General features: G+C 58.7%; 8 protein-coding genes. 2 read left to right on the top strand and 6 right to left on the bottom strand.

What is annotated here, in order from left to right; translation table 11 throughout:
• Positions 1–376 precede the first annotated feature (376 nt).
• The 5 genes from QWJ34_RS22480 to QWJ34_RS22460 form a co-directional block, all read right to left on the bottom strand.
• Complete coding sequence (locus QWJ34_RS22480) at positions 377–2,743, bottom strand: histidine kinase dimerization/phospho-acceptor domain-containing protein (RefSeq protein WP_302731341.1); 2,367 nt, start codon at positions 2,741–2,743, stop codon at positions 377–379.
• Positions 2,730–3,425, bottom strand: coding sequence for a response regulator transcription factor (locus QWJ34_RS22475; RefSeq protein WP_302731340.1), 696 nt, complete (start codon positions 3,423–3,425; stop codon positions 2,730–2,732). Before QWJ34_RS22475 ends, QWJ34_RS22480 begins: the two co-directional genes overlap by 14 nt.
• A 359-nt stretch (positions 3,426–3,784) precedes the next feature.
• Positions 3,785–4,753: a GGDEF domain-containing protein gene (locus tag QWJ34_RS22470; protein ID WP_302731339.1), complete on the bottom strand. Its 969-nt coding sequence runs from the start codon at positions 4,751–4,753 to the stop codon at positions 3,785–3,787.
• A gap of 18 nt (positions 4,754–4,771) precedes the next feature.
• On the bottom strand, positions 4,772–5,623 hold the full coding sequence (locus QWJ34_RS22465; protein WP_302731338.1) for an EAL domain-containing protein: 852 nt from the start codon (positions 5,621–5,623) through the stop codon (positions 4,772–4,774).
• A 274-nt stretch (positions 5,624–5,897) separates the two neighbouring features.
• Entirely contained in the window at positions 5,898–6,371 is a 474-nt protein-coding gene (locus QWJ34_RS22460; RefSeq protein ID WP_302731337.1) for a CBS domain-containing protein, read from the bottom strand.
• A gap of 234 nt (positions 6,372–6,605) precedes the next feature.
• On the opposite strand from QWJ34_RS22460, the gene QWJ34_RS22455 reads away from it, so the two are divergent.
• Together QWJ34_RS22455 and QWJ34_RS22450 are read left to right on the top strand one after the other, a co-directional pair.
• Entirely contained in the window at positions 6,606–9,833 is a 3,228-nt protein-coding gene (locus QWJ34_RS22455; protein ID WP_302731336.1) for a GNAT family N-acetyltransferase, read from the top strand.
• A 49-nt stretch (positions 9,834–9,882) separates the two neighbouring features.
• A complete protein-coding gene (locus tag QWJ34_RS22450) occupies positions 9,883–10,761 on the top strand; it encodes an amidohydrolase family protein (RefSeq protein WP_302731335.1) in 879 nt (292 codons plus the stop codon).
• Positions 10,762–10,883: 122 nt separating this feature from the next.
• Here QWJ34_RS22450 and treP read toward each other — a convergent pair whose 3' ends face one another.
• Positions 10,884–12,944 carry a PTS system trehalose-specific EIIBC component gene (gene treP / locus QWJ34_RS22445; RefSeq protein WP_302731334.1) on the bottom strand — a complete coding sequence of 687 codons (2,061 nt, stop codon included), beginning with the start codon at positions 12,942–12,944 and terminating at the stop codon, positions 10,884–10,886.
• Positions 12,945–13,079 lie beyond the last annotated feature (135 nt).

Here is a 13,079-nt window from a genome sequence, read left to right as displayed (position 1 = left end):
CTCGATTCGTTGACCTACGCCTTACGCCACCGTACCTCGCTGGTGGGGTGCTAAGTAGTAACCCTATACGCAGCTATTTAGATTTTTCTTGCCGCTCGCATTATTTCTCCCGACCTTTCCCCCACCTTTCATTCCAATCGAACCTGCCTGATTATATTTACATCCAATCGTTTCCCGACATGTCAAAGCGGCGAAGACCCGGGTCTTCGCCGCTTGTTTGTTATTGCTTTTTTGTTCTTCTGCTTTTTTGTTCTTCTACTTTTTTTGTTCTTCTGCTTTTCTCCCCCTGCTCATCCTGCCCTCGCCTCTACTTCGTCTGCCTTGTCATTTGTCGACAATCGGGTTACTGGGAGGCGGCGGGCGGTATCGGGTATTCTTACCGATCCGTCTTGGGCCAGATGATAACGGCTTTGAACAGATCGCCGTCGAGATCGATGCGGAAGGTGCCGTCCTGGACTTCGACCAGGCTTTTGACGATGGCGAGTCCCAGGCCTGAGCCTTCGGTATGTCTGGATGTGTCGCCGCGCACGAAGCGTTCGGTGATTTCTTCCGGTTTGAAGTTCAGTTCTTCCCGGGAGACGTTTTTGAACGTGACGGCGACGTCGGCCGGCCGGTCTTCGAGTTCGATATAAGCGCGGGAGCCGGGGACGGCGTATTTCGCGATGTTCAGGTACAGGTTCTCGAAGATCCGGAACGTTTTTTCGCTGTCCAGCGGCAGCAGTATGCGGCTGTCGGGCAGGACGAAGCGCAGCTGCACGCCGGATTCGCCCAGGCGCTCTTCCAGTTCCACATGCGCCTGCTTGAGCAGCTCGCCCAGATCGACGTTCACGGGAGTCAGCGCGACGTTGCCGCTCGACGCCCGGCTGTATTCGAACAGGTCTTCGATCAGGCGATTGAGCCGCTGCGACTTGCCGCTGAGCACCTCGATATATGCGCGCCGCTCATCTTCGGAGATTCCCGGCTGGCGAAGCAGATCGATATACGTGATGATCGCCGTGACCGGGGTTTTCAGGTCGTGCGAGACGTTGGTGACCAGTTCGCTTTTCATTTTCTGGCTTTTGATTTCTTCGTCTACGGCATGTTTGAAGCCTTCTCGCACCCGGCCCAGCTCTTTCCTGAGCGGATTGAACATTCCCACATCTTCCGTAAGCTCCGTATCCAGATCGCCGCGGGCTGTGCTTTGCAGCGATCCGAGCAGCAGAGCAAAGCGTCTCTGCGCCTGATTTTTATACTTTTGCAGCCAGACAAACAGCAGGATCAGATAAACGGCAAGCGGGATCAGCGCAAAATATCCGATAAAGCGCGCCAGCAGAACGATTGCCAGTACGACCGTGCCGTGAACGCCGAACAGTTTGAGCAGCGCCCGGCTGCTACGATCGGCGAAGTCGAATTCTGCGGTCCATTGTCCGAGTTTGCGTACGCCCCGGTAAACCAGCAGGAACAATTGAACGAACAGGCTGCCGCGCAGCAGCGTCCGTCCCCAGCCGCTGCGCGTCGCGCCGACAAGATAAGCGGCGAAGCCGAAGCAGAAAGTCAGGAGCGCGAGCCAGACGCACCAGACTCCGACGAATTCCAACAACTCGGCTAAAGTGCCTCCCCCGGCCAGCGTAATCGTATACGACCAGGCGGACAGTGTCGGATGTGTCAGAATCACCGCCGCCCAAGCGATCGCCCAGAGCTCCGGCGGCGTTTTCAGCAGTCTTCGCAGCGCGGGAGCAGGCATGAATCCCGTTTCCGTGCTTATGTCCGCAGCTTCCGCAGTCTCGGCTGCCATGCGCCGACGAGCCGGCGGGCGCGCCGGCAAAAGTGCAAGCAAAGCCGCCGCGCCCGCTGCAAACAGCGAGATCCCCAAAAATCCGCCGCGGTCGAACGCCTTCGCTTTATCCACTTTCATCGCATAAGCGGCGTAAGCCGTCGAAGCAAGATCCCTCGGCAGCGCATAAACCATCGTAAAGCCTCGCGGCTGCCGGATCTGCTCGATGTAATCGGTCAATACCGAAGAACCTGCCAGCTTCGGCTCCGCTTCGCTTATACTTTCCAGAAAAGCGGCGCGGTTGCCCGAATCGAGCAGCAGCCGGTCTTTCCGATTGCTGTCCATACCGAACCATTTCGGAATGCTCATCGTACCGTTGGCATCGTAAGAAATCACGGCATAAAAAGCGTATTTCTCCGCCATTCCGCGCTCTTCACGAAAAACAAGACTTTGCAGTTCTCCGGAACCGTTGGTCGAATAAGCGAGTTGCTTGTCGTCGTAGACCATATACTCCAAGCTGGACGCATTTTTTGCATAATCCGCAAACTCCGACTGCCAGCCGGCAACCGTTTGATTCACGCCCAATTTAAAATCGTTTAAGTTTTTTCTTTCTTCAGCCGTACTGTTATTGCGCGGAGACAGACCCGACAAATAAATTTCCGCAGGCTTCGGAACGTCCCCGCTATTCTTGAGCTGAGTGATCGGCAGCGCATAATTGGCTTTCGCAACGATATTGATGAGCGCTTCCTGGCGGTTTTCGCTTAACGGGGCGGGGCTTGCCTCTTCCCGGAACACCACGCTTGCCCGGTCCAGGATTGCCGGATAGAAGCTGACGACGCCGAGGGCGATCACCGCAAGCAGCAGCCAGCGAATCGGGCGTATATCGATACCCGGTCCTTTCGCCCATCCGGTCGGCACATTTTGGCGTTTCGGATTCCTCGTCTTCTTCGCTTGTCCGTCTGCATTTTGTTCATACTTATTGTTTTTCAATTTTATACCCGACCCCCCATACGACTTTCAGATACCTCGGCTGCTTGGGATTGATCTCGATCTTCTCGCGGATATTGCGCACATGCACCATGATCGTATCCGTCGACACGGCGCGATCGTTCCAGATCCGCTCATAGATCTCGTCGGCGGAGAAGACGCGGCCCGGATGCCTCATCAGCAGCGCCAGAATGCGAAACTCCAGCGGAGTGAGCTTGACCGGCTCGCCGTCCACGCCGACTTCGACGCTTTCTTCGTCCAGCTCCAGCCCGCCCACCGCGTAGCGGCGGCCGTTCTCCGCGCCCGACACCAGCGACAGATATTTGGAATAGCGGCGAAGCTGGGAGTTGACGCGCGCCAGCAGTTCCATCGGTGCGAACGGCTTGGCGACATAATCGTCGGCGCCGATGTTCAGGCCGGCGATCTTGTCGATCTCCTCCGATTTGGCGCTCAGAAAAATAACCGGCAGTTCGTGCTTCTCCCTCAGTTTCATCGTCATCGTCATTCCGTCCATTCGCGGCATCATAATGTCTACAATCGCCAGATGCACTTCTTCGCGCTCCAGCTGTTCCAATCCCTCGACGCCGTCCGCCGCCCGAAGCACCTCATAGCCCTGATTGCGCAAATAAATCGCGATGCCCTCCAAAATTTCCCGATCGTCCTCGACTACCAGTATCCGATACAAGTTTCCGTTCTCCTTTCCCCGCCCTTTGCGTGACTTCGCTGCTTATGTATATCCCCGAGCGCGTCAATGCGTCCGATTTCCCCGAATATCTTCCAGTGCTTCCGGTACGATTATCCGCGATTCGCCCGCTGCGCGCAATCTTTCGGCAGCTCCGGCATCCGTTCCATACGCTCGATCCTTCCTGCTTTCCCGCCGGCTCGTCTTGTATATTAGACAACGTTTCTGAAAACCGGCCGCGGATAAAACGAAAGAAATTCGAAAGAATCCTAAGCACCAAAAACCGGACGTCTCCCGACGTCCGGCATTGAGTCCTACTGTTATTTTGCCCCGCCATGCCCTGCTCGTTCTTGTATAGAAAATCAAAAGTTCGAGCACACCGCCGTTTCGTTATCCGCAAACACGATGCTGCCCGGCACCGCTTTGCATCTTTTCTTGATCCGCGCCGCTTCTTCCACAATCTCGTCGATCGAATCGTAGGATCGCATCCGGTTGGTCACGACGGCGATCGACAGTGAAACGAGCGGAATCGGTTCGTACACGCCGGCGCGGTTCTCGCCCGTTACGAAGCCGCGCAGCAGATCTTCCGCCCGGTAAAATTCCCGCTTCATCTGTTCGAACCGGGCAATCGCCTGCGCGCAGGAAATTTCGTATTCGTGATGATGCAGGACGGCAATATAGTCGTCGCCTCCGATATGACCGAGAAACGTATCGGAGCGTCCGGCGAACAGCCCGCTCAGCAGATTGGCCGTCGACTGGATCAGCAGGTCGCCCTGTTTGAATCCGTAGCTGTCGTTGTACGATTTGAAATGATCCAGATCGAGATACAGCACGCTGAACTTCTCAAGCCCCAGCATCTGCCGAAGCCGGTCTTCGATAATCCGGTTGCCGGGCAGCCCGGTCAGCGGGTTCATAAAGGTCGCCATCTGCGTGCGCACCTCCGCGACGGACAGCAGCAGAAGGCGCACGCTGACGACGCCGCTCAGCCGGGCTCCGCGCATGACGAGCACCAGGTCGTACAGCTGCTCGTCGGGGCGGTTCATCGCTTTGAGGCTGACTTCGGTGATCGGCTCCGACTCGTCGACGAGCAGCGGGTTCCGATTCGCCAGCTCGCTGACGGGACGGTTCATATACAGCGTAAATCCGTAGCGCGTTCCGATCTGCTGGTAGAAATGAATGCGCATCATCAGCTGCGGCGATCCGTTCTCGACGGCGACGACGATCCCCTCCAGCCTGGGATTGCGGGTGAACAGCTCGCTTACCGCTTCGCATTTCGTACTCGCGCCGACGACGGGAACCGTCTCGGCGATCTCTCCGATCTTCGTCAACACCCGCTGCTCCTCCTGTCTCTACCTCGGCATCAACTCCGGTGACGGGCGTCCGATCGCATACCCCTGGCCGTACCCGATGCCTTCTTGGATCAGAAATTCCGCTTCGGCCCCGTGCTCGATGCCTTCCGCAATGATCGACGTTCCCGAACCTTCCGCGAATTCCTGAAGCAGCTTGACCATGCGGCGCTGGTCTTCGTGCAGATGCAGATCGCGAATCAGCGACTTGTCCAGCTTGATAAACTCGGGCCGCAGGCTGACGATCGCTTTGAGGCTGCTGTAGCCCGAACCGGCGTCGTCGATCGCAATGCGGAAGCCCTGCGCCCGATAATTCGACAGCACGCGTTCGAACTGGGCATAATCGGTTACGGCCTGCTTCTCGGTCAGCTCGAACACCACGCGCCCGGGCGGAATCCGGTATTTTTCCAGCATCCGCACCGTTTCCCCGCTGCGATAAGCGGCGTCCGACAGCACCTGCGGATGGACGTTGACAAACAGGACTTCGCTGGACTTCTCGCCGGGAAGGCGCGCCAGCCGTCTGGCGGACTCAAAGCGCTCGAACGACGTCTCCCGGCAGTAGCGTTCGAATTCGAAGACGCGTTTGGTCCGGCCGATATAGTCGTAAAAAGATTCGGTGTTCGGAAAATAGCGGGAAGCCGGCGGCCGGTTCAGCACCTCGTAACCGAGACAGCTTCCGTCCTGAAGATTAAGGATAGGTTGAAACACCGTCGACAGGCGGCGTTCCCGGATAATCCGGTACAGTTCGCGGGACATGCCGTAATGACGGATCGAGGATTGAAGCGTTTCGAGCGCATCGGCCAGCCCGGAGGAAAAGCCGCTCTGCTGCGCACGCGAAAAAAGCGGAAGTTTCATGTCGTTCACCTTTGCAATCTGTGGAATCAAGGCCTGGGTCAAGCACCTCTGCCTTTATGACTCCATCTTACCACCCGCTTTCCCGGCGAACGTCAACGGCATGTAAAATCGGCGTAAATCCGAAGCGAAATACCGGGCAAACGAGCGCATACGCAAAAGCCCGCTCCAAAGCGCCGGGAACGGCGACAAGGAGCGGGCGCGAGCCTCGGCGGTGTCGTCCGGGCGAAACTACTTGTGCTTCGCGGCGTCCGACAACGGCACGATCTCAATCGGATCAGCTGTTTACAAGTTTCAGTTCGGCGATCCGGTCCGCGATCTGCTTGAGCAGATCGCCGCGGCTGATCACGCCGACCACTTCTTTTTTATCGTTGACGACAGGGAGTTTCTTGAAATGATGCTTGGCCAGGATGCCCAGCGCTTCTTCCAGATCCTGATCGGGACTCACCGCCTGCACGTTCTTCTTCATAATCTTCTTGGCCGCGCCGTGCACTTTGTACGCCAGCGCTTCCGCCAGTTCTTCCGGCTGACTGACGATCACGTAGCTGAACATGTCGTAAACCGTCTGCCGCTGCGGGTTGATATGGCGCAGAATATCGCCGTCGCTGACCATGCCGACCAGCCGGCCTTCCGAATCGACCACCGGCGCGCCGTTGATCCTTTTCGCCACAAACAGCTGCAGCACATTCGCAAGCGTCGCGTCCTGATTGACGGTATGCACATCTTTGATCATAAAGTCCCGAACCTTCATCTTTGTCTCCCTCTTTCTATAATTAAGATGAAATTTCAAGCCCCGTCTGGGGTTATACCTTTATTTTACGTCTAAACAGATAAATAGTAAACGCTTTCTCGCTTGAAAAAAGAAAACTTGCGGCACCCGAAAAAAAGTCTCCGCCCGTCTACTTGGAACCTTCCTCCCTTCCGGTTTATAATAACGAATAGGCAAGGAATCCCAATTCAAGCTTATGCAGCAGGGAGGCAGTTTATGAATACCCATGCAAAAGGAAACATCCGGATCGTCGAATTCGAGCCGAAATATGCCGCTTCCCTGGCGGAAATGTGGAATGTCAGCGGCGAAAGCTGGGGCGGGGACGCGTTTATTCGCACCGAAGCGGATATTTGGGAGGAACAAAGCAAAAGCACCGACCTGCAAACGTTTCTCGCCGTGGACGGCGATACGGTAGCCGGTTTTTGCAGCTTTTCTTATTACCAGGAGGACGAAGGCGCGATGTACATCCCGCTGCTGAACGTCCGGCCGGACTATCACGGGCAAAAAGTCGGCAAAGCGCTGATCCTCAACGCGGTCCGCCGCACGATCGAGCTGGACTGGCCGAGGCTCGACCTGTACACCTGGGCGGGCAATACGAAGGCGGTGCCGGCGTACAAGAAATGCGGCTTTTTCTGGGAAAAGCGCGACGAAACGACGCATCTGATGAACTTTATCCCGTCGGTGCTCAAGACCGAAGCGGTATCGGCATTCTTCGAAAGCGCGGACTGGTACAATGACGGCAAACGGGAACTCGCGCTGAAACCCGACGGCGAACGTGCGGACGGCTTCGATTTCTATACATATGTCTGGGAAAAAGACGGACGCTCGCTGTCGATGCAGTACGAGCGCTCCGGACGCGGTCTGCGGAAGATCGAAACGGACGACTACAGCGTGGAGACGATCGTCGAGCGCCACCGGCTGCCGTTCGGCGCCGCTTATCCGGTCGCGTACCGGATCGTCAACAAAAGCGGCGCGCCGCTGACCGTGAGCGTCGAAGGACGCGGCGGCAAAGGAATCGGCTTCGAGCTGAGCGAAAAGGTCTCGGTTCCGGAAGCCGGCGGCGTCCGCGAGATTCGCGGGACGTTCGAGCTGGAAGTGTCGGACAAAGAGCCCAGCGTCTGGCGCACCCATCCCGGCGTCGAAGCGCAGCTCGTCATCAACGGGCGGCGCGCTTCGTTCAAGACCGGCGTCGCGCCCGTTTTCCCGGTCGAGCTCGGTCTGCACGCCTCCGCGGCGGTCTTCCACCCCGGCGACGAAGTACAGCTGCAGCTGGGAATCGAAAGCCGCTTTCCGCAGGAAACCGAACTGACGCTGTCGCTGCCGGATTCGGATGTGATCGCGTTCGAACCGAAAGAGCTGACATTGACTCTGCCGGAAAACGGGCGCGGCACCGTGCCCGTTCGCGGGCGTATTCTTCAGCCCGGCGTGCTGGGCAAATCCGCCGATATCTCGGTTCGAACCGGCGGGCGGACGCTGCGGGTTCAAGGAGAACTGGAAGCGAGATTCCCTGGGACGGACAGCGTATTCTTCGGAGAAACCCGTTCGGAGTGGATTGCGGGCGCGGGAAGAGCGACAATCCACCTGTTCAAGAACGATAACCAGCTCCAGCTGCGCATGGCCGGACAGGACCGGGCGCCGTTCTGGCTGCCGTTTCCAAAGCTGGGTCCGCCGTTCAGCGACCGCTTCGGCGAAGTAAAACCGTCGGATGTTAGGCTGCTGCGGCGCGGCGAAGCCGCCGTGCTCGAAGCGGACTACGGGCTTCATGAGCCTTACGAAGTGCGGCTGACGCTGATCGCCGAGCTGAGCCGAGGCGGCGTGCTGAATTATCGTCATCGTATCGTCAATCTGTCCGGCGCGCCTCTGCCGGATGACCTTCGGCTCAAGCAGCTGGTGCCGGTCTCGGTCGGCGAAGCGTTGCTGCCTTACGACGGCGCGTTCCTCGATCTTCGGACGGGAGCGAACACTTTTGGCATTAAATACTGGGATACGAAGCGGCTGAGCGAAAACTGGATGTTTTTCCGCTCGCCGGAAGGCTGCAGCGGCCTGGTCTGGCCGCGCGAGCTGTACCCGGTACGCGACCGTTACCGGTACGCGTTCCTTCAGCCGGTCGGCGGGCTGGCGCCGGGCGACGCGGCGGACACGCTGCCGCTGATCTTCCAGGCAGGCACTTCGGCGGATTGGCGCAGGTTCCGCGCGTTCGCTCTGGGCCGCGAGGAGCTGTCTCCGCAGGCGGCGTTCCCTTACGCGCCGCGTATCGGAGCGGGTCCCGGCGAACCGAAGGGTGGCGACGAAGCCCGGCGGCCGGCGCTGATCGCCGACCATATGACCGGAGTGCTGAACGGCGGGAATCCGTTTCTGCCTGCCGCTTTTACCGCCGAGCTGGCCGAAGTCAAAGAATTGAATCTGAACGGCAGCCTGCGGATCGCCGCGGACCGCGGCACTGTCGTGCCGGCCCTGCTGGCGGCGGAACCGGCGCAGGAACTTCGCCGGGTGTCGGCGGAGCTGACCTTGTCGGAACGTCCCGAAGCGGATATCGTCCGCTTCGATTTCGATATGGACGCTTACGCATTCAAGCGCTCGTCGCTCGTGTTCCCGCTGGCGGACGCGGCCGACCGGCCGGTGCGCACCTTCACCGAGACCGAGCACGGCATGACCGTGCTGGCCGCCGAGAACGGCCCGCTGACGATCCGGTCCTGTCCGGAATACGGACCGTCCTTGTTCTCGCTGCGCTACCGCGGCCGCGAGTGGCTGGACTCCTCGTTCCCGCAGGCGGGACCGAGATCGTTCTGGAATCCGTGGTTCGGCGGAATCGCCGGAACGCCGGCGGGACTTACGCCGCGCACGATCGCCGAAGAAACGATCGACGGCGCATTCGCCGAGCTGCGCGACAGCCTCGGCAATCTCTGGACAGGCATCCGCGTCGGCGTGGATATCCGTCAAAACAAGAAGTTCCAAGGATTGCGCTTCCATCATTACTTCCTGCTGCTGCCGGGCGCGCCGGTGATGGCACATACGGTGCTGGTCGAACAGTCGGGCGGCCTTCCGCTGAAAGAGCCGTTCTTCTCCAGCGACGTCAGCTACTCCGCTTCGGATAGTTTGGGGGAAAGCCGTTTCGTCGTCCGCGACGCCGCCGGAGAAGCCGTGGTCTACAAAGCCGGACGCTACGATATCGGCAGTTCTTTCGAAGGGATGCTGCGGGTCGAATCGGCGGAGCGGCCGGAACGGCTGATCGTCGCTCCGGGACATCTTGGCGGAGATCGGCAGTTTGTCGAACTGGACAATGCGCTGTCGATCGTCGGATGGGTCGACCGCTTCGACGGACGCAGCGGCGCGCGCAGCTTTACCCGTCCGCATTTTCATATTCTGACCGACCTCGATCCGGACGACGCTGCGTTGGACAATCTGCGCGGAATCGTGTTCGACCCGGACCAAGCGCAGATTTAAGGTAAAGGTCTTTGAACGGCCGATTTCATCCCGAGGAGGACAATCATCCATGAAAATCATCGACGCCCATATCCACTATTCGGATATCGAAAGTTTCCGCCAGACCGCGGACGAAGTGTCGCTGCTCAGCTATACGCCCGAGGGGCTGGAAGACGAATTCCGGCGCGCGAACGTGGTGGCCGCCGTCGGCATGGGCGTAACGGAGACCGCCCCGGGCGGATTCCCGGACAACGCCGCCGCCAATCCGATGGGGCTCGACCTGAACGGAGGCACGCTGGACAGCCTGCCCGCAAACGTATTCGAGTGCGCCGGCATCAATCCGCATACGCTGCGGAAGCCGGGCCAGCTCGAAGCGCTGGAAATCTCGCTTCGGCATCCGAAAACGGTCGGCATCAAGCTGTATGCGGGCTACTACCATTTTGCGGTCAACGATCCGATCTACGATCCTGTATACGAGCTCGCGTCCACCTACAAGCTGCCGGTCGTGATCCACGGCGGCCTGACGTATTCGGACCGCGGCCTGCTGAAATACTCGCATCCGCTGTCGATGGAAGAAGCGCTGCTGGCCCACCGCGATCTTACGTTTATGATCTGCCACCTCGGCGATCCCTGGGTCATGGACACGGCCGCGATGCTGGAGAAGAATCCGAATCTGTACGCGGACCTGTCCGGCTGGATCGTCGGCGACGACAACAAGATCACCCGCCTGCTGACCGAACAGACGTATGTCGAGCATTTCAAGCGCGCGATCGTCTTCGCCGAGCGCTACGACAAACTGGTCTTCGGCACCGACTGGCCCCTGATCCCGATTGATTCGTATATCCGCTTCGTCAAACACCTGATTCCGGAGAAATACTGGCATCATGTGTTTTATCAAAACGCGCTGGATGTGTTTCCGAAGTTGAAGGACGCGATCGGGGAGCTTTGAACGGTACGGTAAGCGGATAGACCGATAAGCGGTATCGAAAAATTAAAGAACCTCCAACTCCGTTTTCTGTTCGGAGGATGGAGGTTCTTTGGCGCGTTCGAATACTTCAACTTCCAAGACAATCAGACGCCCACTTCCGCCAGCGTAATGCGCAGAACCGGAGTTCGGCCGTCCCGCGCGCTGCCCGGAATCTCTTCGACGCTTTCGACGATATCCTGGCCGACCGGAACGATCACCGGGGAGATGGTCGGATAACCGGCCGCTTTAATCGCTTCCATATCGAATTCGAGCAGCACCTGGCCTTCTTCGACGATATCGCCGGTAGCGACATGCGCTTTAAAGCCGCTGCCTTTCAGTCCGACGGTGTCGATGCCGACATGCACCAGAATCTGCACGCCCGTCGGATGTTCCAGAATGACCGCGTGCTTGCTCTTGTCGATCACATGCGCCACCGTGCCGTCGAACGGCGCGTAGACTTTGCCTTCGCTCGGTTCGATCGCGATGCCGTCGCCCATCTGCTTCTCGGCGAACGCCGGGTCCGGCACGGCGCTCAGCAGCACGGCTTCCCCTTTGATCGGCGAAGGCAGGTCGAGCACGTTGATGCCGCCGCGATGGGCCGACGCCGTTGCGGAGGATGCCGATACCGCGGCGGGACGATCCACAATGTCGTTTCCGGAAGCCGGAATCGGACTCTGCGCATTTTCCACCTTTTTCACGTCGCGGTCCGCCAGATCTTCTTCGACAGCTTCTCCGCTTGCGATCTGCTTGCGCGTCGCGATCTTGCCGTAGACAAGCGTGCCGACAAACGGAACGACCAGCGCGATCGCCATGCCGATAAAGAAGATCCCCCAGTCGCCGACGTTAATCGCCAGGAAGCCCGGCAGGCCGCCGACGCCGACGGCGAACGCTCTGACGTCGTTCATCGTCAGCAGGACACCGCCGATGGCCGAACCCAGCATGCCCATGAACAGCGGATACTTGTAACGGACATTGACGCCGAATACAGCCGGTTCGGTAACGCCGAGGAAGGCGGTTACGGAAGTCGTGGCCGACAGGCTTTTCATTTTCTGCGAGCGGATTACGAACATCATCGACAGCGCCGCGGCGCCCTGCGCGATGTTGGACAGCGCCAGCATCGGCCAGAGGAACGTGCTGTGACCGGCGGCGTCCGAGTTGATCAGCTGCAGGTCGACGGCGAGGAACGTATGGTGCATGCCCGTGATAACGAGCGGCGCGTACAATCCGCCGTACAGCAGACCGCCGAGCCACGGCACCGTCGCGAACAGCCAGACCACGCCTTCCGTCAGCCAGTTGCCCAGCGTGAACGTAACCGGTCCGATCACGATGAACGCCAGGAATCCGGTCACGAGCAGCGCGATCGGAGCGACCAGCAGCAGCTTGAGCGAATCCGGTACTTTCCGGTTCAGCCACTTCTCGATCACGACCAGCACATACGCCGCGACGAGCATCGGCAGCACCTGTCCCTGATAGCCGACCGCGTTGATATGCAGACCGAACAGGTTCCAGGTCGGCACCGTTCCTTCGTTCAGCGCGTTGGCGTATTCGTAAGCGCTCATCAGGCCCGGATTGACGAGAATCAAGCCGAGCACAACGCCGAGCAGCGGACTGCCGCCGAATCTCGTTGCCGCCGACCAGCCGACCAGCGCAGGCAGGAAGGTGAACGCGGTGCTGGCGATCGTGTTGACGATGGCCGCGAAATCCGCCCACTGCGGATACGCTTCGACAAGCGAGCGTTCGGCGAAGAAGATTCCGCCCCCGGTCAGCAGATTGTTGATGCCGAGCAGCAGGCCGGCCGTAACGAGCGCCGGCAGCAGCGGGATAAAGATATCGGACAGTGTTTTGATAAACTGCTGCACCGGACTCTTATGCTTGATTGCCGCCGCTTTCACATCTTCCTTGGACGCCCGCTGGCCTCCGGTAATCGCTATCATTTCCTCATAAGCCTTGTCGACGATTCCCGGGCCGATAATGACCTGGAACTGCCCCTGTGTGGAAAAATAGCCTTTAGCCAGTTCATTGTCGTCCAGCGCCTGCTTATCGACCCTGCTTTCGTCCACGAGCGAGAAACGAAGCCGCGTTACGCAGTGAGTCGCGACTTCGATATTGTCTTTGCCGCCTATGGCTTCGACAATTTTCTCGACGTCCTCTCTTTTTACCGACATCTGTTCATCTCCGTTCTTTTTCTGTAAAATACCGGGGCAAACCCTGTATAGACAAACATCCAATCCCTCCTATACATACCACAACAAAAAACTTAGCAAACATTTTATCCTTACTTTTCCCCGTTTGTTTCTGCG

Origin of the sequence: Saccharibacillus sp. CPCC 101409, assembly GCF_030518235.1 — a bacterium.
GTDB lineage: Bacteria > Bacillota > Bacilli > Paenibacillales > Paenibacillaceae > Saccharibacillus.
This window is presented reverse-complemented; position numbering and strand designations above follow the sequence as displayed.